Origin of the sequence: Kluyvera sp. CHPC 1.2972 (genome assembly GCF_036759925.1) — a bacterium.
Classification (GTDB): Bacteria; Pseudomonadota; Gammaproteobacteria; order Enterobacterales; family Enterobacteriaceae; genus Kluyvera.
Window position 1 is genome coordinate 16,692 of sequence record NZ_JAPKIB010000014.1, and the last position, 21,211, is coordinate 37,902.

General features: G+C 55.1%; 20 protein-coding genes and 1 riboswitch. Of the genes, 9 read left to right on the forward strand and 11 right to left on the reverse strand.

Features of this window, described 5'->3' with window-relative positions; translation table 11 throughout:
- Positions 1-121: 121 nt before the first annotated feature.
- Positions 122-1,000, forward strand: coding sequence for a 23S rRNA pseudouridine(2604) synthase RluF (gene rluF / locus V6944_RS18270; protein WP_333499990.1), 879 nt, complete (start codon positions 122-124; stop codon positions 998-1,000).
- On the opposite strand, the gene V6944_RS18275 is transcribed toward rluF, so the two are convergent.
- The 3 genes from V6944_RS18275 to lysC form a co-directional block, all read right to left on the reverse strand.
- Complete coding sequence (locus V6944_RS18275) at positions 997-1,269, reverse strand: DUF3811 domain-containing protein (protein WP_202216762.1); 273 nt, start codon at positions 1,267-1,269, stop codon at positions 997-999. The genes rluF and V6944_RS18275 overlap by 4 nt on opposite strands.
- Positions 1,270-1,402: 133 nt before the next feature.
- Positions 1,403-2,329 carry a ketopantoate/pantoate/pantothenate transporter PanS gene (gene panS / locus V6944_RS18280; protein ID WP_333499991.1) on the reverse strand — a complete coding sequence of 309 codons (927 nt, stop codon included), beginning with the start codon at positions 2,327-2,329 and terminating at the stop codon, positions 1,403-1,405.
- Positions 2,330-2,423: 94 nt separating this feature from the next.
- The gene (gene lysC, locus V6944_RS18285) at positions 2,424-3,773 is read right to left on the reverse strand and encodes a lysine-sensitive aspartokinase 3 (RefSeq protein ID WP_333499992.1); all 1,350 of its coding nucleotides are present in this window, start codon (positions 3,771-3,773) and stop codon (positions 2,424-2,426) included.
- Between the two features lie 114 nt (positions 3,774-3,887).
- Positions 3,888-4,085: riboswitch (Lysine riboswitch) on the reverse strand.
- Between the two features lie 243 nt (positions 4,086-4,328).
- Here lysC and pgi point away from each other — a divergent pair.
- The 5 genes from pgi to V6944_RS18310 all read left to right on the forward strand — a co-directional run bounded on the left by pgi (position 4,329) and on the right by V6944_RS18310 (position 10,094).
- Positions 4,329-5,978: a glucose-6-phosphate isomerase gene (gene pgi / locus V6944_RS18290; protein ID WP_220440466.1), complete on the forward strand. Its 1,650-nt coding sequence runs from the start codon at positions 4,329-4,331 to the stop codon at positions 5,976-5,978.
- A 335-nt stretch (positions 5,979-6,313) separates the two neighbouring features.
- The gene (gene yjbE, locus V6944_RS18295; RefSeq protein ID WP_333499993.1) at positions 6,314-6,565 is read left to right on the forward strand and encodes an exopolysaccharide production protein YjbE; all 252 of its coding nucleotides are present in this window, start codon (positions 6,314-6,316) and stop codon (positions 6,563-6,565) included.
- A 60-nt stretch (positions 6,566-6,625) separates the two neighbouring features.
- Positions 6,626-7,264, forward strand: coding sequence for a YjbF family lipoprotein (locus V6944_RS18300; protein ID WP_333499994.1), 639 nt, complete (start codon positions 6,626-6,628; stop codon positions 7,262-7,264).
- Positions 7,261-7,998 carry a capsule biosynthesis GfcC family protein gene (locus V6944_RS18305; RefSeq protein ID WP_333499995.1) on the forward strand — a complete coding sequence of 246 codons (738 nt, stop codon included), beginning with the start codon at positions 7,261-7,263 and terminating at the stop codon, positions 7,996-7,998. Before V6944_RS18300 ends, V6944_RS18305 begins: the two co-directional genes overlap by 4 nt.
- Complete coding sequence (locus tag V6944_RS18310) at positions 7,998-10,094, forward strand: YjbH domain-containing protein (protein ID WP_333499996.1); 2,097 nt, start codon at positions 7,998-8,000, stop codon at positions 10,092-10,094. The genes V6944_RS18305 and V6944_RS18310 overlap by 1 nt, the downstream gene beginning before the upstream one ends.
- Before the next feature lie 97 nt (positions 10,095-10,191).
- On the opposite strand, the gene V6944_RS18315 is transcribed toward V6944_RS18310, so the two are convergent.
- From V6944_RS18315 to V6944_RS18335, 5 genes are all read right to left on the reverse strand, one after another.
- Complete coding sequence (locus tag V6944_RS18315) at positions 10,192-10,647, reverse strand: acyltransferase (RefSeq protein WP_333499997.1); 456 nt, start codon at positions 10,645-10,647, stop codon at positions 10,192-10,194.
- 129 nt (positions 10,648-10,776) lie between these two features.
- A complete protein-coding gene (ridA, locus tag V6944_RS18320; protein WP_333499998.1) occupies positions 10,777-11,157 on the reverse strand; it encodes a 2-iminobutanoate/2-iminopropanoate deaminase in 381 nt (126 codons plus the stop codon).
- A gap of 37 nt (positions 11,158-11,194) precedes the next feature.
- Positions 11,195-11,515 carry an AzlD domain-containing protein gene (locus V6944_RS18325; protein WP_333499999.1) on the reverse strand — a complete coding sequence of 107 codons (321 nt, stop codon included), beginning with the start codon at positions 11,513-11,515 and terminating at the stop codon, positions 11,195-11,197.
- The gene (locus tag V6944_RS18330) at positions 11,508-12,245 is read right to left on the reverse strand and encodes an AzlC family ABC transporter permease (protein WP_333500000.1); all 738 of its coding nucleotides are present in this window, start codon (positions 12,243-12,245) and stop codon (positions 11,508-11,510) included. Before V6944_RS18330 ends, V6944_RS18325 begins: the two co-directional genes overlap by 8 nt.
- Before the next feature lie 67 nt (positions 12,246-12,312).
- The gene (locus V6944_RS18335; protein ID WP_333500001.1) at positions 12,313-13,590 is read right to left on the reverse strand and encodes an L-cysteine desulfidase family protein; all 1,278 of its coding nucleotides are present in this window, start codon (positions 13,588-13,590) and stop codon (positions 12,313-12,315) included.
- 381 nt (positions 13,591-13,971) lie between these two features.
- Between V6944_RS18335 and psiE the strand changes: the two genes are divergently transcribed.
- Positions 13,972-14,382, forward strand: coding sequence for a phosphate-starvation-inducible protein PsiE (psiE, locus tag V6944_RS18340; protein ID WP_035896861.1), 411 nt, complete (start codon positions 13,972-13,974; stop codon positions 14,380-14,382).
- Positions 14,383-14,578: 196 nt separating this feature from the next.
- Here psiE and malG read toward each other — a convergent pair whose 3' ends face one another.
- From malG to malE, 3 genes are all read right to left on the reverse strand, one after another.
- Positions 14,579-15,469, reverse strand: a complete 891-nt coding sequence (gene malG, locus V6944_RS18345) for a maltose ABC transporter permease MalG (RefSeq protein ID WP_185668440.1) — start codon at positions 15,467-15,469, stop codon at positions 14,579-14,581.
- A 13-nt stretch (positions 15,470-15,482) separates the two neighbouring features.
- A complete protein-coding gene (malF, locus tag V6944_RS18350; RefSeq protein ID WP_333012314.1) occupies positions 15,483-17,027 on the reverse strand; it encodes a maltose ABC transporter permease MalF in 1,545 nt (514 codons plus the stop codon).
- 63 nt (positions 17,028-17,090) lie between these two features.
- On the reverse strand, positions 17,091-18,281 hold the full coding sequence (gene malE, locus V6944_RS18355; RefSeq protein WP_185668442.1) for a maltose/maltodextrin ABC transporter substrate-binding protein MalE: 1,191 nt from the start codon (positions 18,279-18,281) through the stop codon (positions 17,091-17,093).
- A 371-nt stretch (positions 18,282-18,652) separates the two neighbouring features.
- Here malE and malK point away from each other — a divergent pair, with 371 nt between their 5' ends.
- Together malK and V6944_RS18365 are read left to right on the forward strand one after the other, a co-directional pair.
- Positions 18,653-19,762, forward strand: a complete 1,110-nt coding sequence (gene malK / locus V6944_RS18360; protein WP_333500002.1) for a maltose/maltodextrin ABC transporter ATP-binding protein MalK — start codon at positions 18,653-18,655, stop codon at positions 19,760-19,762.
- A 101-nt stretch (positions 19,763-19,863) separates the two neighbouring features.
- Positions 19,864-21,204: a maltoporin gene (locus V6944_RS18365; RefSeq protein WP_333500003.1), complete on the forward strand. Its 1,341-nt coding sequence runs from the start codon at positions 19,864-19,866 to the stop codon at positions 21,202-21,204.
- The last annotated feature ends 7 nt before the right edge of the window (positions 21,205-21,211 follow it).

Consider the following 21,211-nt stretch of genomic DNA (forward strand, 5'->3'; position numbering starts at 1 on the left):
AAGCCGTTGGTCATAGGTATGCACTTTTGTGCAGAAATGGCGTGATGAAAACAATGATTTGTCGCGGACTATTTTTTCTCACCCGAAAGGTAGGGTATATTTCGCTTTTACAGGAGAATTTATGCTGCCAGACTCATCCACCCGATTAAATAAATACATCAGCGAAAGCGGCATCTGCTCGCGTCGCGAAGCGGATCGCTTTATCGAACAAGGCAACGTCTTTATCAACGGTAAGCGCGCCACCATTGGCGATCAGGTTGTACCGGGCGACGTTGTGAAGGTTAACGGTCGATTGATTGAGCCGCGGGAAGCGGATGATCTGGTGCTGATTGCGCTGAACAAACCCGTCGGTATCGTCAGTACCACCGAAGACGGCGAGCGCGACAACATTGTGGATTTCGTTAACCACAGTAAGCGTATCTTCCCGATTGGCCGTCTGGATAAAGACTCCCAGGGGCTGATTTTCCTCACCAACCACGGCGACCTGGTGAACAAGATCCTGCGTGCCGGCAACGACCATGAAAAAGAGTATCTGGTCACCGTCGACAAGCCGGTTACCGATGAGTTTATTCGGGGGATGGGCGCGGGCGTACCGATTCTGGGCACCGTCACTAAGAAGTGTAAAGTCCGCAAAGAGGCACCGTTCGTCTTCCGTATTACCCTGGTGCAGGGCTTAAACCGTCAGATTCGTCGTATGTGTGAGCACTTCGGTTTCGAAGTCACCAAGCTGGAACGTACGCGCATTATGAACGTCAGCCTGACGGGAATTCCGCTGGGTGAGTGGCGTGACCTGACCGATGACGAGCTGGTGGATTTGTTCAAGTTGATTGAAAACTCGTCTTCCGAAGCTAAGCCGAAGGTGAAGGCCAAGCCGAAAACCGCCGGTATCAAGCGCCCGGTGGTGAAGATGGAAAAGACCAACGAGAAGCCAGCGCGCCCGGCGGGGAACGGAAACGGTAAACGTTTCACCGCGCCGGGACGTAAAAAGAAAGGCCGTTAACGCCTGCCGCGCGTCGGGGTACTTGCCGACCACGAAAACGAACTTTCGGTATCCGGTTTATAAGCCTGCTGTTTCTTCACCTGGCGGGCTTTCTTCGCTTCGGCTTCGCGCTGAACCATCAGCTTATCGATGTACTCCTTTTTCACGCTATTGGTTTCCGCGTTGGTCAGCGGACGGCCATGCGCAATGCGCGCGCGGTCGAGCAGGGTTTTCAGTTCACGCTGCTCGCGCTCGGTCATCTCTTTTTGCGTAATGCGGGGGAGTGCCATAAGGGTTGCCCTCAATCGGATAGTTAACCCAGTGTACGGCAAAGGGGCATATCTTTGTAGCCCGGCCAAGCAAAGCGCCGCCGGGGCGGCTCTGAGCTATCCCGGCGGCGCTTTGCCTGGCCGGGCTACGAGTTTATTTTTGCGTTGTCTGCTTGATAGGCTTCCCTGACCAATACCCCGCCAGCAGTGACCCAGACAGGTTATGCCATACGGAGAACAGCGCGCCCGGCAGCGCAGCCAGTGGCCCGAAGTAGATTTTCCCCAACGCCGCGGCAAGCCCGGAGTTCTGCATGCCGACCTCAATGGCCAGCGTGCGGCAGGTCGACTCATCAAAACCAAACAGACGCCCGCCCCAGTAACCGCCGAGCAGGCCGATGGTGTTGTGCAGAATAACCGCGATAATCACCATAAAGCCCACGGAAGCGATATGCGACGCGGAACCGGCGACCACCGCGCTGATAATCGCCAGAATGCAGACCATCGAAAACGCTGGTAGATAAGGCTCTACTGCTTTCACCACGCGTGGGAACAGGTGGTGGATAACCAGACCCATAGCAATCGGGATCACCACAATCTGCAGAATGCTAAGAAGCATACCCATCACATCGACCTGAATATGCGCATCGACGTACAGGCGGGTCAGCAGCGGCGTGGCAACGACGCCAACCAGCGTGGAGACGGACGAGATGGTGACCGACAGCGCCACATCGCCCTTCGCCAGAAAGATCATCACGTTCGACGCGGTTCCGCTGGCCACGCTACCCACCAGCACCATCCCGGCGGACAGCTCCGGCGGCATATGGAAGGCCAGCGCCAGCAGCCAGGCGGCGAGCGGCATCACCAGATAGTGCAGGAAAATTCCCGCAGCGACCGGCGCAGGTCGTGACAGTACGCGTTTAAAATCGTCCACCTTTAGATGCACGCCCATGCCGAACATAATCAGCATCAGCAGCGAGGGAACCAGCGGCCCGATGGGCGTGAAGGTGGCGGGAGTGAAGTAGGCAATAACAGAGAGCAGCAGTGCCCATAACGGGAACAGCCGGGTGATTACGGGGAGCATGTTGTATTCCTTGCGATATATTGGTGTTGTGTTTTTATAAAAAAAAGCCGGGTTCGAGCCCGGCTATAGTTATTGTTTATCGCGTGGTGAAATATTATTCAAACAAATTATGATGAAGTTTCTGCACCACCTGCTCGGCTTCCGCGCCCGGTACCAGGAAGCACAGGTTATAGCTGGACGCGCCATAGCAAATCATGCGGATGTTGAACGGCTCCAGCACGCCAAACACCTCTTTGCCCACGCCGCAGGCTTTCGACAGGTTATTACCAATCAACGCCACCAGCGCCAGATTCTCTTCTACTTCGACGCGGCACAGCGCCGACAGCTCCATCAGTAATGACTGCGTCAGCAGGGTATCGCCGGTAGAGGTGGAACCGGTGGTATCCAGCGTCAGCGCAACACTCACTTCAGAGGTGGTGATCAGATCGACAGAGATGCTGTGGCGCGCCAGAATGCCGAACACTTCCGCCAGGAAGCCACGGGAGTGCAGCATGTTCAGGCTGTGCAGGGTCAGCAGGGTCTGCTTGCGGCGCAGCGCCAGCGCACGGAACAGCGGCGGATTAGCGGTTTTGTTGCACACCATCGTGCCGCCAGCTTTCGGGTCCTTGCTGGAGCCGACGAACACCGGAATGTCGCTGCGAACGGCAGGCAGCAGGGTGGCCGGGTGCAGAACTTTCGCGCCAAAGGTCGCCAGTTCAGCGGCCTCTTCAAAAGCGATTTCATCAATACGTTTTGCCGCTGGCACCACTCGCGGGTCGGTGGTGTAGATGCCCGGCACGTCAGTCCAGATATCGACGCGGGTCGCATGCAGCGCTTCGCCCAGCAGCGCAGCGGTATAGTCGCTGCCGCCACGGCCAAGCGTGGTGGTACGGCCTTTGCCTTCGCTACCGATAAAGCCCTGGGTGATCACCAGACCCTCTTCGAGACGCGGGGCCAACTGTTGTGTTGCCAGTTCGGCCAGTGCGGCAACGTCCGGCTCAGCGCGGCCAAAGCGGTCGCTGGTGCGCATCACTTTACGTACGTCAAACCACTGCGCCTGCACGTGGCGTTCACGCAGAATTTCAACAAACAGCAGGGTGGACATCAATTCGCCGTGGCTGACCAGTTCATCGGTCAGGGCGGTGGAGGTTGCCAGAGCAGCGGCTTCTGCCAACGTGCCGAGGTTTTCCAGCAGGCGTTCGATTTCATCACGGATAACGGCAGGGTTTGCCAGACGTTCAAGCACGGCATACTGAATGGCGCGAATGGCTTCCAGTTTGGCCTGGCGGTCGGCGGGCTCCAGCCCTTCGGCGAGGGCAACCAACAGGTTGGTGACGCCCGCCGAAGCAGACAGCACAACAACGCGTACGCTGGCGTCGGAGAGCACCACATCGGCGCTACGGTTCATGGCGTCAAAATCGGCCACGCTGGTGCCACCAAATTTGGCGACGACTAATGCTGTCATAATAACCTCGTGTCAGGGGAGGCCTGGTTTAAATAAACCGGACCAAATTATTCAGCCTTGGCACAAGGGAAGAGCGAAAGACGGGTGGGCGCAGAGCGATAAACAACTACGATTTCACCCAGAAGTGCTCCACCACTTGCGAAACGCCCGACTGCGAACGTTTCTGGTGACAACCCAGGGGATTCAGCCCCTGCAGCCGATGGTGAACGCAACCTGTTGTTCACGCATCTCGGCGTTGCTCCCCCTCAGGTGTTTTCACAGGATTGGTTCCTCCCACACCCTTTACCTGGGCAACGCGCCTCTTCTGGCCTGCGCATGCGCAGGTAGTACGTTTATAAATAAAGGGTTAGCGGGTACCTTGTCAACGCTGGGGTTATGCGGATTTTTCATGCAGCTTGCCCCCGCAGTAATAGGGCTTATGAAGGCTATACTTTTGTCTGTTTTCTGCGCGATTTTGTCGCCTGGAGGGGGGATAACATTAAAACCATCACAATTTTTTGTGACAGGCGCTACAATCGAGGGCAGTTTGATTCTTAAATCAGAAGGGTATTGCTAATGAAAAACATCAACCCAACGCAGACCGCTGCGTGGCAGGCACTACAGAAACACTTCGATGCAATGAAGGACGTGACCATTGCGGAACTGTTCGCTAAAGATGGCGACCGTTTTAGCAAGTTTTCCGCCACCTTCGACGATCAGATGCTGGTCGATTTCTCCAAAAACCGTATTACCGAAGAGACCCTGGCAAAACTGCTGGATCTGGCCAAAGAGACCGATCTGAGCGGTGCGATTAAGTCCATGTTCTCCGGCGAGAAAATCAACCGCACCGAAGACCGCGCCGTGCTGCACGTGGCGCTGCGTAACCGTAGCAATACCCCGATTATCGTTGATGGCAAAGACGTGATGCCGGAAGTGAACGCGGTGCTGGAGAAGATGAAAGCCTTCTCTGAAGCGATCATCTCCGGTCAGTGGAAAGGCTATACCGGCAAATCCATCACTGACGTGGTGAACATCGGTATCGGCGGCTCCGACCTCGGCCCATTCATGGTGACCGAAGCGCTGCGTCCGTACAAAAACCATCTGAACATGCACTTCGTCTCTAACGTCGATGGTACCCACATCGCCGAAGCGCTGAAGAACCTGAACCCGGAAACCACGCTGTTCCTGGTGGCGTCTAAAACCTTCACTACTCAGGAAACGATGACCAACGCCCACAGCGCGCGCGACTGGTTCCTGGCAAGCGCGGGCGACCAGAAGCACGTAGCGAAACACTTCGCGGCGCTGTCTACCAACGGTAAAGCGGTGTCCGAGTTCGGTATCGATACGGCTAACATGTTCGAGTTCTGGGACTGGGTTGGCGGCCGTTACTCTCTGTGGTCCGCGATTGGCCTGTCTATCATCCTGTCCGTAGGCTACGACAACTTCGTTGAACTGCTTTCCGGCGCACACGCGATGGATAAGCACTTCTCCACCACCCCGGCGGAGAAAAACCTGCCGGTGCTGCTGGCGCTGATCGGCATCTGGTACAACAATTTTTACGGTACCGAAACTGAAGCGATTCTGCCGTACGACCAGTATATGCACCGTTTTGCCGCGTACTTCCAGCAGGGCAACATGGAGTCCAACGGTAAGTACGTTGACCGTAACGGCAACAAAGTTGAACACCAGACTGGCCCAATTATCTGGGGCGAGCCGGGCACCAACGGCCAGCACGCGTTCTATCAGCTTATCCACCAGGGCACCAAAATCGTACCGTGCGATTTCATCGCCCCGGCCATCACCCACAACCCGCTGACCGACCACCATCCGAAGCTGCTGTCTAACTTCTTCGCTCAGACCGAAGCGCTGGCGTTTGGTAAATCTCGTGAAGTGGTTGAGCAGGAATACCGTGACCAGGGTAAAGATCCAGCCACCCTGGACTACGTGGTACCGTTCAAAGTGTTCGAAGGCAACCGTCCAACCAACTCCATCCTGCTGCGCGAAATTACCCCGTACAGCCTGGGTGCGCTGATTGCCCTGTACGAGCACAAAATCTTCACTCAGGGTGCAATCCTGAATATTTTCACCTTCGACCAGTGGGGCGTAGAGCTGGGTAAACAGCTGGCTAACCGCATTCTGCCGGAGCTGAACGATGATAAAGCCATCGACAGCCACGATAGCTCCACCAACGGTCTGATCAACCGTTATAAATCCTGGCGCGCGTAAGGTTATATATTCTCAATGCCGGCGTAATGCCGGCATTTTTTTGTCAGATAATTCCGTATATCTCTGTTTTTTTAATTATATTGATGTTGAGTATAATCCTAAATATCACCTATCCCTGATGTGTGTTTCGGATTAACCGTATATTGCTATTCTTGCATCAATAATTAACTTACTGTTATTTATTGATATTTTATTTTATTAAATTCATTTTCATATTTTCTGAAAAAACCTTCCCCTATTTCCTATCACCGAATTCCGTTCATTTGGTTGTGTATACTCGATAGCGCCTGAATATTTTCGGGTACATCTCCATTCATCTAATGAAGGGAATACGTATGAAGAAAATCCTCTATGGCATTTTTGCCATATCGGCGTTTGCTGCGGCAAGCGTCAGCGCGGCACCTATTGAAACGGGTGAAGCGGCTGGTGCAGCAGCAACGTCCGTGTCGGCCGGGAGTTCAACCGCCACCAGCGCCAGCACCGTAGGTTCTGCGGTCGGTATGGCGCTAGCAGCGGCTGGCGGCGATGGTTCCAACACCGGGACCACCACCACGACCAGTACGACAACGACCACCCGTACTCAATAAAAACGGTACGTTAATCCTAACCACACTTCGGTGTGGTTATTTTGCCCCTGGAGAAACGTCGTGAAGCGACTCGTTATTCCCCTTATTTGCCTGTTGCTTCAGGCGTGTTCACCCAGCACTAAGGGGCTGGGAAAATCGCTTTGGGAAAGCGTATCTGGCGCGTCGGGCGTTCAGCTCACTGACGACGAAATTCAGACCATGCCGTACGCCAGCCAATATATGCAGCTTAACGGCGGCCCACAGATTTTTGTCGTGCTGGCGTACGCCGAAAACGGCCAACTGAAATGGCTAACGCAGGACCGGGCGATGCTGGTTACCCAGCACGGTCGTCTGGTGAAAACGCAGCTGGGGGGCGATAACCTGCTCACGGTGAATAACCTCGGCAACGATCCGCTGGTTCACCCTAACCAGATAACTGATGGTGCGCGTTGGACGCGGACGATGGGTTGGACCGAGCACCAGCAGGTGCGCTATGCCACCGCCACGTCGACCTTCCACTGGGATGGTAACGACACGCTGACAATGGCAGGCCAGAACACCGCCGTACGCGTGCTGGAAGAAGAGGTCACGACCTCTGAAGCAAGCTGGCGTAACCGCTACTGGGTCGACAGCGAAGGGCAAATTCGCCAGTCGGAACAGTACCTCGGCGCGGGGACGTTCCCGGTGAAAACCACGCTTATCAAGGCGGCGAAATCATGAAGAAACCGTTAATTATTGCTGCCATGCTAAGCGCTATCTCTTCTGCCGCCCTGGCCGCAGGCACCGTTGAGGTGCACATGGCGGGTGTTGAAAAGCCTCTGACGTTAACCCACGCCGAACGGCTGGCCGACCTGGTCGACCAGCCGACGTTGATGGGTGGCTGGTGGCCTGGTGCGGTCATCACTTCGCCTCAGGCCATGGCGAAGGCCGAACGTGACCATCAGACGCTGCTGGCAGAACTTGCGGCCCTTGCGGCGGATGAGGGCGGCAGCGAGGCGGGAGCGATTAATGCCCTGCGCAACCAACTGCAGGCCATCCCGGTGACCGGACGCTTACTGGTACCGCTGGACCCTGACACCGTGCGGGTTCACAACAAAAATAATCCGCCCCTCGAAGGAGACTACACCCTGTGGCTTGGACGTGAACCTTCCACCATTACGCTCGTGGGGCTAGTGGATAAACCGGGAAAAATTCCCTTCACGCCGGGGCGTGACGCCGCGAGCTACCTTGACGGTATCAACCTGCTCAGCGGTGCGGATCGCAGCTACGCCTGGGTGATTTACCCTGACGGACGCACGCAAAAAGCGCCGGTAGCGTACTGGAATAAACGGCACATCGAACCGATGCCCGGCAGCATCCTGTTTGTCGGCTTTGCCGACGCACTGTGGACGAATAAGTATGAGGCGCTGAACGCTGAGATCCTTCGCTCCCTGGCGCAGCGGAGACCTGAATAATGAAAAAAGCCTGTCTTTATAGCCTGCTGGCCCTGTCGGTCAGCGCGGCGTGTCATGCGGAGACTTACCCCGCACCGATTGGCCCCTCGCAGTCAGACTTTGGCGGCGTTGGCCTGCTGCAAACCCCGACGGCGCGTATGGCACGCGAGGGGGAGTTCAGCCTGAACTATCGCGATAACGATCAGTACCGCTACTACTCCGCCTCTGCTCAACTTTTCCCGTGGCTGGAAACCACGCTGCGCTATACCGACGTGCGTACCAAAGCGTACAGCAGCGTGGAGGGCTTCTCCGGCTCGCAAACCTATAAAGATAAAGCCTTCGACGTGAAGCTGCGTCTGTGGGAAGAGAGCTACTGGATGCCGCAGGTGGCGGTTGGCGCGCGCGATATCGGCGGTACCGGCCTGTTTGACTCGGAATATATCGTCGCCAGCAAAGCCTGGGGACCGTTTGACTTTACCCTCGGCTTAGGCTGGGGCTATCTCGGCACCAGCGGCAACGCCACCAACCCGTTCTGCTCTTACAGCGACAAATACTGCTATCGCGATAACAGCTATCGTAAAGCGGGCTCGGTCGACGGCAGCCAGATGTTCCACGGCCCGGCGGCTTACTTTGGCGGTATTGAGTACCAGACGCCGTGGCAGCCGCTGCGCCTGAAGCTGGAGTATGAAGGCAATAACTATCAGCAGGACTTTGCCGGCAAGCTCGATCAGAAGAGTAAAATTAACGTCGGTGCTGTTTATCGCGTTACCGACTGGGCCGACGTGAATCTCAGCTACGAGCGCGGCAATACCGTGATGTTCGGCTTTACCTTACGCACCAACTTTAACGATCTGCGCCCGTCCTATAACGACAACGCGCGACCGGCCTATCAACCGCAGCCGCAGGATGCGATTCTCCAGCATTCGGTGGTGGCAAATCAGTTATCTCAGCTCAAGTATAACGCTGGGTTTGCGGCGCCGAATATTCAGGTGCAGGGCGACACGCTGTATGTCACCGGCGAGCAGGTGAAATATCGCGACTCGCGAGAGGGGATCGAACGCGCCAATCGGATCGTTATGAACGATCTCCCTGAAGGGATCCGCACGATCCGTATTACGGAAACGCGGCTGAATCTGCCGGAAGTGACCACGGAGACCGATGTAGCGAGCCTGCAACGGCATCTTACCGGGGATCCACTGGGACAGGAGACGCCGCTGGTGCAAAAACGCGTAGCGCCGATCGTGCCGGATAAAACCGAGCAGGGCTGGTATATCGACAAATCGCGCGTTGATTTCCACATCGATCCGGTGCTGAGCCAGTCGATCGGCGGGCCGGAAAGCTTCTATATGTACCAGGTGGGGGTGATGGGCTCGGCGGACTGGTGGGTGACCGACCACCTGCTGACCAGCGGTAGCCTGTTTGCCAATATCGCCAATAACTACGACAAATTTAACTATACCAATCCGCCGAAGGATTCGTCGCTGCCACGCGTGCGTACGCATATTCGTGAATACGTGGAGAACGACGTCTACGTCAACAACCTGCAGGCAAACTACTTCCAGTATCTGGGCAACGACTTTTACGGCCAGGTCTACGGCGGTTATCTGGAAACCATGTACGGCGGCGCGGGGGCGGAAGTGCTCTATCGTCCGGTGGACAGCAACTGGGCCTTTGGCCTGAACGCCAACTACGTGAAGCAGCGTGACTGGCGCAGCGCGCAGGACATGATGAAGTTTACCGACTACAGCGTGAAGACCGGTCACCTCACCGCCTACTGGACGCCGTCGTTTGCGCAGGATGTGCTGGTGAAAGCCAGCGTCGGCCAGTATCTGGCGGGGGATAAAGGCGGTACGCTGGATATCTCGAAACACTTCGACAGCGGCATTGTGGTGGGCGCCTACGCCACCCTTACCAACGTCTCGGCGGACGAATATGGCGAAGGGGAGTTTACCAAGGGGGTTTACGTGAATATCCCGATGGATCTCTTCACTTCCGGCCCAACCCGCAGCCGTGCGGTTGTCGGCTGGACGCCGCTGACGCGCGACGGCGGCCAGATGCTGGGACGCAAGTTCGAGCTGTATAACATGACCGGCGATAGAAGCCAGAACTTCAGATAACGTGCCTCCCGTAGCCCGGACGAGGCGTTTACGCCGACTCCGGGGAGGCACCGAGCCGAACCCGGCGGCGTTTCGCCTGGCCGGGCTACAATAGGTGTTACAGCAGTCGCAACAACCGCGCCGGATTCCCGGCGTACACCCCTTTCTCCTTGATGGAGCGGGTCACCACGCTGCCTGCGCCAATCACCACGCCATCGCAAATCGACACGGCCAGAATGGTCGCACCGCTGCCGATAGAAACGTTGTTGCCAATCGTAATCCGCCCCCAGCTGTCACGGTCGGCGTTGGGCTTTCCCTCGCGGAACATATCGTTGGCAAACATCACCCCGTGGCCGATGAAGCAGTCGCGCCCGATGGTGACGTATTCACAGATAAAGGTGTGTGACTGGATTTTGCTGTTGTCACCAATCTGCGTATTGCCCTGAATTTCCACAAACGGACCGATAAAAACGTTATCGCCGAGCGTACAGTCATAGAGATTGGCGGGTTCGTAGATAACCACGTTATCCCCGCAGGTGACGTTGCGCGTGGCGACTGGACGAAATGAGGTCATCGTATCCTCTCAGAGCGTTTGAACTTGATTGTGTCAGCAGCTTACGTCAGGAGGTGAGGTATTTAAAAGGGGGAAGCGATTCCCCCTGTAGGCCCGATAAGCGCAGCGCCATCGGGCAACAGTCAGGAATTAACGCGGAACCGCAATAACCTCAATCTCCACGCCGGCATCTTTCGGCAGGCGCGCCACTTCCACACAAGAACGCGCCGGGAAAGTGGCATTGTGCTCGGTGAAGAATGCTTCGTACGCGGCGTTGATGGTCGCGAAATGATTGAGATCTTTCACGAACACGGTCGTTTTAACGATATCACCCACGGACAGACCTGCGGCTTCAACAATCGCCTTCACGTTCTCCAAAGACTGACGTGCCTGTACTGCGATATCATCAGACATGCTGCCGTCCTGCGGGTTCACCGGCAGTTGGCCCGACGTGATGACCATCGAACCAAGATTGACGCCCTGAACATAGGGGCCGATTGCCGCTGGGGCTTTAGGGGTATTAATGACCATTCTTTTCTTCTCCTTCTCAACTAAGCCATTGGCCGAATTACATAAAGTAGTTCAGCAAAAACAGGGTACCGACACCGCTGACGACCACCCACACCAGGCCCAGACGGAAACTGGCGAGGGTGCAGACGATCGCCGCGATCACTTTCGGGTTCTTCAGATCGAACTCCATGCTGGAGTTCACGTTTAATATCTGGATGGCGATAATCGCTGGCAGCACGGTCACTGGCACAAAACGCAGCGTTTTGGTCACGCGCTCTGACATCTGCACCTTTCCGGCCACGCCGATAAACGAGTAGCGAATCAGGAACGTGACGGCGGCCATGCCGAGCGTCAGGGCAAAAAACAGAGTGTTATTCATTTTCCAGCGCTCCTTCCAGCGGCAGAACCGGAGCGGCATGTGCGGCACGGCGCTCTTCGGCAAGGTCGACGCTCAGGCCAGCGAACACGCCCAGCACTGAGGCCACCACGATACCCAGCGAGTAGGGCAGAACCACCAGCAGCACGCCGGAAACGGCGGCGACAATGGCCGCCACGGTGCAGGCCTGACTCTTAATCTGCGGGACGACGATGGCGATAAAGGCGGCCACCATGGCGAAATCGAGCCCGTATTTCTCAATATTCGGGAAAGAAGCACCGACTAATGCGCCGAGGAAATCAGCCAGCACCCAGACGGCCCAGAAGGTCAGCATGGCGGAGAAATAAAAGATATATTTGTCTTTTTTATTCTGCTCCATCTCTTTAATTGTCGTGGCATACACTTCATCGGTTAAGGCATAAGCCATAAAACATTTTTTAAAGAATGATGCTTCCCGTACCTGGCTGGATAACGAGGCGCTATATAAGACATGGCGTAGGTTAATAATCAGCGTGGTGAAAATAATCACCCCGAGGCTGGCGCCGGTTTTCAACATATTTAAGGCTAGCATTTGGGCTGAACCGGCAATGACAATGGTAGACCAGGCGGTGCTCTGCCAGATACTCATGCCTGCGCTAACGCTCAGCGCACCAACAATAAATGAAAACGGAAAATCACCAATGCATAGCGGCATAATAGCGCTCATGCCGCGTAATATTGCTTTCTTACTCATCAATAAATACCTGCCGATTTAAGTTTCGGCTTATCAGGGAACAGAGACAGTGGCGTAAAATCGCGAATTACTTCGCGACCATAATGCTGATGATTTCCCTATCGGTATGCGTCATTGGCTTAATCACCAGACGGCACAGGTTATTAATGGTTTGTTCGACGTCGTCGCAAACAATGCCATCGTTAGCGCTGGCGCAGCTATCCTGCATCGCCATCAGTACGGATTTAAACGCGCTGGAGACCACGGAGGAGACCTTCATGGCGCAGCTATTTGAGGCACCATCGCAAATCATGCCGGTGATATCGCTCACCATGTTGATGATGGCGGTATTGATGGTGTTGAGGTTGCGGGTAAACAGCCAGGCCATTCCGGCGGCAGAGCCCATCGCGGCGGTGGATGCGGCGCACAGGGCCGACAGGCGGGTATAGCGCGAATGGATGGAGATGGCCGTCAGGTGCGACAGCGCCAGCGCGCGGGCCAGGGTATCGTCATCAGCATTCAGGTGTTTGGCGACGGTGACGACCGGCATGGTCGCGGCGATCCCCTGGTTGCCGGAACCAAAGTTAGACATCGCAATGACCGGTGCGCCGCCCATGCGGGCATCGGATGCCGCGACGGTATCGATGATCACTTTGCTCATCAGATCGTTGCTCATCAGCCCTTTTTTCACCGCATCGGAGAAGGTGCCGTTGATATTCAGACCATACTTTTTGTTTTTCCCTTCCTGCGACAGCGCCGAATTCAGGCGGCCGGCTTCCAGAATAAAGGCAATCTCTTGTGCTGGCGCGTGGGTAATAAAGTCGAAGGCTTCCTGCAGGCTAAAGGTTGGCAGTTCGTTGTTTTTTGCTGCGGCATTTTGCGCCTGCACCAGCGTTTGTGGTTCGCCGTTGAGATAAAGCTCAACTACATTGGTGTGGGTGCCTTTTACCACCACGCGGCAGGTCTGTTGTGCCGCGCTAAGCGTCAGGTCGAGGTGGATAAAGTCAGGCGTATCCTTAACGTCAATATTGACACCATTCGTGCGAATTAATGCCTGAGCTAATTCCACGTGCTGCTCGCTAATACCTTCCAGCGTTTGCAGACCTTTATCTGAATTGCCGCCGAATGCGCCAATGGCGGCTGCCAGATTCACGCCGGAAACGGTGGTCCCCGGAATCGTCACGCCCATTGCATTTTTATATAAATTGGCGGAAATAAAGCCGGTGATACGTTCGCAAGGGGCATTCAGATATTTCGCGGCATAAGCGGCAGTAAAGGCAATGGCGACCGGTTCAGTACAACCTAATGCCGGGGCGACTTCTTTTTTCAGCCACTGAATAAAAACGGAGGGATTTACATTGCTCATAATAAGCGCTTCCAGATTAAGTGATGCTCGAATGGCGCTAATGTAATTTTTTTTCTGAGGAAAAACTTACTCTAATTCCCTGCTATTTTTCAGGTTATAGGGAATTTCATTCTCTTTTTAATAAAATGTATCCGCAAAAGGGATTTAAAGTTAACTTATTGATTTGTTGTGTTTTTAATGGCGGTTTCTTGAACATTAAATGGGATTTAGTTAACTGGATCACGCTATTTTAAGAGTGTGAATTTTCTCTTTTTTCGCCATTTTGTGAAATGGGTTAATAAATAGACAGGTTCTGGTGATTCAGAACGGGTAAAAAAAGTAGATCTGGATCACACTTCTGCGTTATACAAAGAGCTCGGCCCAGAGAAAGAGGTGCTAGCCATGACGTCGCTATCTCGTCCACGCGTTGAGTTTATCTCCACCATTCTGCAGACCGTACTGAACCTGGGTCTGCTCAGTCTTGGCCTGATCCTGGTCGTTTTCCTCGGTAAAGAGACGCTACATCTGGCGGATGTCCTGTTCGCTCCTGAGAGCACCAGCAAGTACGAGCTGGTGGAAGGGCTGGTGGTCTACTTCCTCTACTTTGAATTTATCGCCCTGATTGTGAAGTACTTCCAGTCGGGCTTTCACTTCCCGCTGCGCTACTTTGTCTATATCGGCATCACGGCGATTGTGCGGCTGATTATCGTTGACCATAAATCACCGCTGGACGTGCTGATTTACTCTGCCGCCATTCTGCTGCTGGTGATTACGCTGTGGCTGTGTAACTCGAAGCGGTTGAAGCGGGAGTAAGTTGCCCGATGGCGCTGCGCTTATCGGGCCTACAAACATCACTTCCCTGTAGCTCGGCCAAGCGAAGCGCCGCCGGGAACGGCTCGGAGCCTACCGATACCTGCGACAAAAAAAGGCGCTCCATAGGAGCGCCAAACAGTCACAAGTTAGGGTTCGTTCAAGTTGAGGATAATAGCAGTGGCATTGCTGATGAAAATTAGCCCTTCACGCCCCCGGCCGTCAGGCCATTGACCAGCCAACGCTGCGCCAGCAGGAAGACCACGGTAATCGGGATAGCGGAAAGTACGGCCGCCGCGGCAAAGTCACCCCACAGGTAGTTTTGCGGGTTGAGGTATTGCTGCATACCAACGGCCAGGGTGTAGCTGTTCACATCACGCAGCAGCAGTGATGCAACCGGAACTTCGGTGATCGCGGCGATAAACGACAGGATGAACACCACCGCCAGAATCGGTACCGACAGCGGCAGCAGAACCAGACGGAATGCTTGCCACGGGGTAGCGCCATCCAGCGCTGCCGCTTCTTCCAGAGAACCATCAATCGTTTCGAAGTAGCCTTTAATTGTCCAGACGTGCAGCGCGATACCGCCGAGGTAGGCGAAGATCACGCCGCCGTGGGTGTTCAGGCCGATAAACGGAATGTACTGGCCCAGACGATCAAACAACGCGTACAGAGCAACCAGCGACAGTACCGCTGGGAACATCTGGAAAATCAGCATCCCTTTCAGCAGCGTGGCTTTGCCCGGGAAGCGCATGCGGGCAAACGCATAGGCACAGGTGGTGGAGAGCGTCACGATGCCAATCGCAGTGATACCGGCGATTTTTACCGAGTTCCATAGCCACAACAGGACCGGGAACGGCGGCGGTGTTACGCGCCCATCGGCGTGCTCAACGCTGAAGCCCAGCGCCAGCTTCCAGTGCTCCCAGGAGATGTTCTCCGGGATCAGGCTGCCGGTGGCGAAGTTACCTTCGCGCAGTGAAATGGCGATAACCATCAGCAGCGGGAACATAATCGCCGCAATGAAAATCAGCAGCAGAAGGTGCGTGGTAAAGAGACGCAGTTTCTGAGATTTGGGTTGTACCATAGCCATGTTCGAGTCTCCCTTAATCAAACTTCATGCGCGTGGCTTTCAGGTTCACTATCGCAAGCGCACCGACCAGCAGGAAGATAAGCGTCGCAATCGCTGCCGCCAGACCGAAGTCCTGGCCGCCGCCGCCTTCAAAGGCGATACGGTAGGTATAGCTCACCAGCAGGTCGGTATAGCCGGCTGGTGTGGTGGTGCCGAGACGGTCCGGGCCGCCGTTGGTTAACAGCTGAATCAGCACGAAGTTGTTAAAGTTAAAGGCGAAGCTGGCGATCATCAGCGGCGTCAGCGGCTTAATCAGCAGCGGTAACGTAATCTTGAAGAAGTTCTGGAACGGGCCAGCGCCATCCATTGCCGACGCTTCATACAGGTCGTCCGGGATTGCCTTCAACAGGCCCATGCACAGGATCATCATGTACGGGTAGCCGAGCCAGGTGTTGACGATCACAATCATCGAACGCGCGGTGGTCGGGTCACTGAACCAGGCCGGTTTGATACCGAACAGCGCGCTCAGCATCATGTTGATTTCACCAAAGCTCTGGTTGAACAGCCCTTTGAAAATCAGAATCGAGATAAACGACGGTACGGCGTACGGCAGAATCAACAGCACGCGGTAGATGGCTTTGCCCTTCAGTGATTCCCACTGTACGAGGCAGGCCAGCACCATACCGACGGCGACGGTCAGAATGACGGTCAGTACCGAGAAGACCACCGTCCAGACGAAGATAGCGAAGAACGGCTTCTGGATGCCTTCGTCGGTGAAGACGCGGGTGAAGTTGTCCCAGCCGATGCCGACGGTGTAGCCAGGGCTCAGCTTCTCATCGCCCCAGGAACCATCGGCGTTCACCGTCTGGTAGAAGCCCACGTCGTTGTTAGGACGGTATTTTACGCCGCTCTGGTTGTTGGTCAGTAGGCCATCGTCGGCCAGGGTGTAGAGCGGCTGGGTGCCGGAGAACTGGCGCAGCGAGCTCATGGTGACTTTGCTTTCATCCGGCAGCACGGCGGTCAGTTGGTTCAGCGCCTGGCGGTTTTGGGTGATCACGCGAAGTTGCGCGCGCTCGCCGGTCGGCAGTGCTTCCGTCTCTTTCAGCTGCAGCTTCTGCTCACCGCCAATCTTAAAGTTGTCGGAGAGGTAATTTTTGCCGCTCTCGCCGTCGGTGAGGGCCAGCTGCCACTCATCACCCGCCGGGAACAGGCTGAAGTTGTAGGTTTTGCCCGCCTGATAAGAACGGTCCATCAGCACCTGCTGGGCGCGTTCAAAGGTGAGCTGGTTGGTGCTGCTGTAGTTGGTAAAGGCGATGGCGATGGTGCAAATCAGGGGGAACAGGACGAACAGCCCCATCCCGGCCATGCCAGGGTAAACGTAGCGCCAGGCGTAGGTTTTACGGTTGGCGAAAATATACAGGCCCGCTGAGCTTAAGATCAGCGTCATGATGGCGAACAGGTACTCCCCTTGTGCGTACATTAAAACTACAAGGTAACCCACCAGCAAGCCCAGCAGACCAATCACTGACCATTTCAGCGTGTCGCTTTGCCACCAATGTTTCTTTTTAATGACATCCATGGGGATCTTCCTCTACAGCGTTTGAGCTTTTCCCCTCCCCCTGAGGGAGAGGGGATAAAAACATTACTTGGTGATACGACCCTGCGCGTCCTTCAGCGCTGCATCGACGGTCTGACGACCGCTTGCGGCGTTGATGACAGCGGTACGAACGGCATACCAGAATGCAGACATCTGTGGGATGTTCGGCATGATTTCGCCTTTCTGGGCGTTATCCATGGTGGCCGCGATACGCGGATCTTTCGCTAAGGTATCCTGGAAAGATTTCAGCGCAACGGCGCCCAGCGGTTTGTCCTTGTTCACTTCTTCCAGACCCTGGTCGGTCAGCAGGTAGTTTTCGAGGAACTCTTTCGCCAGCTCTTTGTTCGGGCTTGCCGCGTTGATACCGGCGCTCAGCACGCCAACGAACGGTTTAGACGGCTTGCCTTTGAAGGTTGGCAGCAGCGTAACGCCGTAGTTGACTTTGCTCTTGTCGATATTCGACCACGCCCACGGACCGTTGATGGTCATCGCCGTTTCGCCCTTGTTGAAGGCTGCTTCCGCGATGGAGTAATCGGTATCCGCGTTCATGTGCTTGTTCTTGATAAGATCAACCAGGAAGGTCAGGCCCGCTTTCGCGCCAGCGTTGTCCACGCCCACGTCTTTCACGTCATACTTGCCGTTTTCAAACTTGAACGCGTAACCACCGTCGGCAGCAATCAGCGGCCAGGTGAAGTACGGTTCTTGCAGGTTGAACATCAGCGCAGATTTGCCTTTCGCCTTCAGCGTCTTATCCAGCGCAGGGATCTCTTCCCAGGTTTTCGGTGGGTTTGGCACGAGGTCTTTGTTGTAAATCAGCGACAGCGCTTCAACCGCGATTGGGTAAGCGATCAGCTTGCCGTTGTAGCGAACGGCATCCCAGGTGAATGGATAGAGCTTGTCCTGGAACGCTTTGTCCGGGGTGACTTCTGCCAGCAGGCCAGACTGCGCGTAGCCGCCAAAGCGGTCATGTGCCCAGAAGATGATATCCGGGCCGTCGCCGGTCGCGGCAACTTGCGGGAATTTTTCTTCCAGTTTATCCGGGTGTTCTACGGTGACTTTAATCCCCGTGTCTTTCTCAAATTTCTTACCTACCTCGGCCAGGCCGTTATAGCCTTTGTCGCCGTTGATCCAGATAACCAGCTTTCCCTCTTCAATTTTTGCCAGGGCAGAGGCGGAAAACATCATCGTGGTTAATGCGGACAGCGCGAGGATGCGAGCGCCAGTTTTAATTTTCATATATCCCGTCCTTTCTAGGTGATGTACTCGTGGATACACAGAGGTGGTTTAACGTCGATGAGTTTCCTTTTTTAGCAACCCCTTTCCATCCTCCTGGGGTCTACGCCCTAGGGGTCTGTAGTGTGATCTCCGTAACATAAATCCCCGTTATGCGTCTTGGCGCACAAAAAAAAGCGCCGTTTTTTGCAAGCCCCATCACGATTTTCGTTTTGATGAGATGTCATCGGGGGCAGAGCGTCCCTTCTCATCCTCCCGTCTCCTCCCCCATAAAAAACCGGGGGGGTGGAGGATTCACCAAATGGATGTGTACGGCATAGTCAGCCCATCTTGAGTGTTTCTGTTGGTGACAAGTTGTAACGAGGGAGAAGGGCATGGCGAACGTACAGCTACGCAATGTAACGAAAGCCTGGGGCGACGTGGTGGTATCAAAAGATATCAACCTCGACATCCAGGAAGGGGAGTTCGTGGTGTTTGTCGGGCCATCCGGCTGCGGTAAATCGACGTTGCTGCGTATGATCGCGGGCCTCGAAACCATCACCAGCGGTGATTTGTTCATCGGTGAAACCCGCATGAACGATATCCCGCCTGCCGAACGCGGGGTGGGCATGGTGTTCCAGTCCTACGCGCTGTATCCCCATCTGTCCGTCGCCGAAAACATGTCCTTTGGCCTGAAGCTGGCTGGTGCCAAAAAAGAGATTATCAACCAGCGCGTGACCCAGGTCGCCGAAGTTCTGCAGTTAGCCCATCTTCTGGAACGTAAACCGAAAGCCCTGTCCGGCGGTCAGCGCCAGCGCGTGGCGATTGGTCGTACGCTGGTGGCCGAGCCGCGCGTCTTCCTGCTGGATGAACCTCTGTCTAACCTGGACGCCGCGCTGCGCGTTCAGATGCGTATTGAAATCTCCCGTCTGCACAAACGGTTAGGCCGCACGATGATTTACGTCACCCACGATCAGGTCGAAGCGATGACGCTGGCCGACAAAATCGTGGTGCTGGACGCCGGTCGCGTCGCGCAGGTCGGGAAACCGCTGGAACTGTATCACTACCCGGCAGACCGCTTCGTTGCGGGCTTTATTGGCTCACCGAAGATGAACTTCCTGCCGGTCAAAGTCACCGCCACCGCCATCGAGCAGGTACAGGTCGAGCTGCCGAACCGTCAGCAGATCTGGTTGCCGGTGGAGAGTAACAACGTTCAGGTTGGCGCCAACATGTCGCTGGGCATTCGCCCGGAACACCTGCTGCCGAGCCACATCGCCGATGTGACGCTGGAGGGGGTGGTCAACGTTGTCGAGCAGCTTGGTCACGAAACGCAAATTCATATCCAGATCCCTGCCATCCGTCAAAACCTGGTCTACCGCCAGAACGACGTGGTGTTGGTTGAAGAGGGAGCCACATTCGCTATCGGCTTGCCGCCAGAGCGCTGCCATTTGTTCCGTGAGGATGGCACCGCATGTCGTCGGCTGCACAAAGAGCCAGGCGTTTAAAGAAGTCCCATAAAACAAAACAAACATGAAGCTCTTACGTCGCCAGCGATAAGGCGAGAAGGGTGGAATGTTCAAGAAAAGCAATGATCTCAGGAGATAGAATGATGATTACTCTGCGCAAACTCCCCGTGGCGGTTGCCGTCGCAGCAGGCATTATGTCTGCTCAGGCAATGGCTGTAGATTTCCATGGTTACGCGCGTTCCGGCATTGGCTGGACGGGCAGCGGCGGTGAACAACAGTGCTTCCAGGCAACCGGTGCACAAAGTAAATACCGTCTCGGTAACGAATGTGAAACCTACGCCGAATTAAAACTGGGTCAGGAAGTGTGGAAAGAGGGCGATAAGAGCTTCTACTTCGACACCAACGTGGCCTACTCCGTAGCACAGCAGAACGACTGGGAAGGTACCGACCCTGCATTCCGTGAAGCGAACGTCCAGGGTAAAAACCTGATTGACTGGCTGCCAGGTTCCACCATCTGGGCCGGTAAGCGCTTCTACCAGCGTCATGACGTTCACATGATCGACTTCTACTACTGGGATATTTCTGGTCCTGGTGCCGGTATCGAAAACGTTGACCTGGGCTTCGGTAAACTGTCTCTGGCAGCGACCCGTTCTCAGGAAGCGGGCGGTTCTTACATCTTCAGCAGCAACAACACCTATAGCGCATCTAAAGACACCGCGAACGACGTCTTCGACGTTCGTTTAGCTGGTCTGCAAACTAACCCGGACGGCGTGCTGGAACTGGGTGCTGACTACGGTCGTGCTAACCACACCGATGGTTATAGCTTTGCTGATGATGCTTCTAAAGATGGCTGGATGTTCACCGCTGAACATACCCAGAGCATGCTGAAAGGCTACAACAAGTTTGTACTGCAGTACGCAACTGACGCAATGACCACCCAAGGTAAAGGTATTCCTCAGGGCACTAACAGCGCTCCTTCCTTCACCGTTGGCGGCATTACCTATCCGAACGTTGTTAACAACAACGGCAGCCTGTGGCGCGTATTGGACCACGGTGCAATCTCTCTGGGTGATAAATGGGACCTGATGTACGTCGGTATGTACCAGAACATCGATCTGGATAACAACCTGGGTACTGAATGGTACACCGTTGGTGTGCGTCCTATGTACAAATGGACACCAATCATGAGCACCCTGCTGGAAGTTGGCTATGACAACGTGAAATCTCAGCAGACTGGCGATCGCAACAACCAGTACAAAATCACCCTGGCGCAACAGTGGCAGGCGGGCGACAGCATCTGGTCTCGTCCAGCAATTCGCGTGTTCGCAACTTACGCGAAGTGGGATGAAAACTGGGGCTATGTGAAGAATGGCGACAGCGTGTCCCGTTACGCGGTGTCTAGCAACTCCAACCTTTCTAACACCAGCCGTGGCGACAGCGATGAGTGGTCCTTCGGTGCTCAGATGGAAATCTGGTGGTAATTCAGCA

What these genes read in the sequence shown, in the direction of transcription:
- V6944_RS18330 (WP_333500000.1), bottom strand. Translation starts at nt 12,245, where the DNA reads ATGAGTAAGAAAGCAATATTACGCGGCATGAGCGCTATTATGCCGCTA.
- V6944_RS18335 (WP_333500001.1), bottom strand. Translation starts at nt 13,590, where the DNA reads ATGAGCAATGTAAATCCCTCCGTTTTTATTCAGTGGCTGAAAAAAGAA.
- V6944_RS18325 (WP_333499999.1), bottom strand. Translation starts at nt 11,515, where the DNA reads ATGAATAACACTCTGTTTTTTGCCCTGACGCTCGGCATGGCCGCCGTC.
- rluF (WP_333499990.1), top strand. Translation starts at nt 122, where the DNA reads ATGCTGCCAGACTCATCCACCCGATTAAATAAATACATCAGCGAAAGC.
- V6944_RS18315 (WP_333499997.1), bottom strand. Translation starts at nt 10,647, where the DNA reads ATGACCTCATTTCGTCCAGTCGCCACGCGCAACGTCACCTGCGGGGAT.
- psiE (WP_035896861.1), top strand. Translation starts at nt 13,972, where the DNA reads ATGACGTCGCTATCTCGTCCACGCGTTGAGTTTATCTCCACCATTCTG.
- malG (WP_185668440.1), bottom strand. Translation starts at nt 15,469, where the DNA reads ATGGCTATGGTACAACCCAAATCTCAGAAACTGCGTCTCTTTACCACG.
- V6944_RS18365 (WP_333500003.1), top strand. Translation starts at nt 19,864, where the DNA reads ATGATGATTACTCTGCGCAAACTCCCCGTGGCGGTTGCCGTCGCAGCA.
- ridA (WP_333499998.1), bottom strand. Translation starts at nt 11,157, where the DNA reads ATGGTCATTAATACCCCTAAAGCCCCAGCGGCAATCGGCCCCTATGTT.
- lysC (WP_333499992.1), bottom strand. Translation starts at nt 3,773, where the DNA reads ATGACAGCATTAGTCGTCGCCAAATTTGGTGGCACCAGCGTGGCCGAT.
- malE (WP_185668442.1), bottom strand. Translation starts at nt 18,281, where the DNA reads ATGAAAATTAAAACTGGCGCTCGCATCCTCGCGCTGTCCGCATTAACC.
- panS (WP_333499991.1), bottom strand. Translation starts at nt 2,329, where the DNA reads ATGCTCCCCGTAATCACCCGGCTGTTCCCGTTATGGGCACTGCTGCTC.
- malK (WP_333500002.1), top strand. Translation starts at nt 18,653, where the DNA reads ATGGCGAACGTACAGCTACGCAATGTAACGAAAGCCTGGGGCGACGTG.
- pgi (WP_220440466.1), top strand. Translation starts at nt 4,329, where the DNA reads ATGAAAAACATCAACCCAACGCAGACCGCTGCGTGGCAGGCACTACAG.
- malF (WP_333012314.1), bottom strand. Translation starts at nt 17,027, where the DNA reads ATGGATGTCATTAAAAAGAAACATTGGTGGCAAAGCGACACGCTGAAA.
- V6944_RS18275 (WP_202216762.1), bottom strand. Translation starts at nt 1,269, where the DNA reads ATGGCACTCCCCCGCATTACGCAAAAAGAGATGACCGAGCGCGAGCAG.
- yjbE (WP_333499993.1), top strand. Translation starts at nt 6,314, where the DNA reads ATGAAGAAAATCCTCTATGGCATTTTTGCCATATCGGCGTTTGCTGCG.
- V6944_RS18305 (WP_333499995.1), top strand. Translation starts at nt 7,261, where the DNA reads ATGAAGAAACCGTTAATTATTGCTGCCATGCTAAGCGCTATCTCTTCT.
- V6944_RS18310 (WP_333499996.1), top strand. Translation starts at nt 7,998, where the DNA reads ATGAAAAAAGCCTGTCTTTATAGCCTGCTGGCCCTGTCGGTCAGCGCG.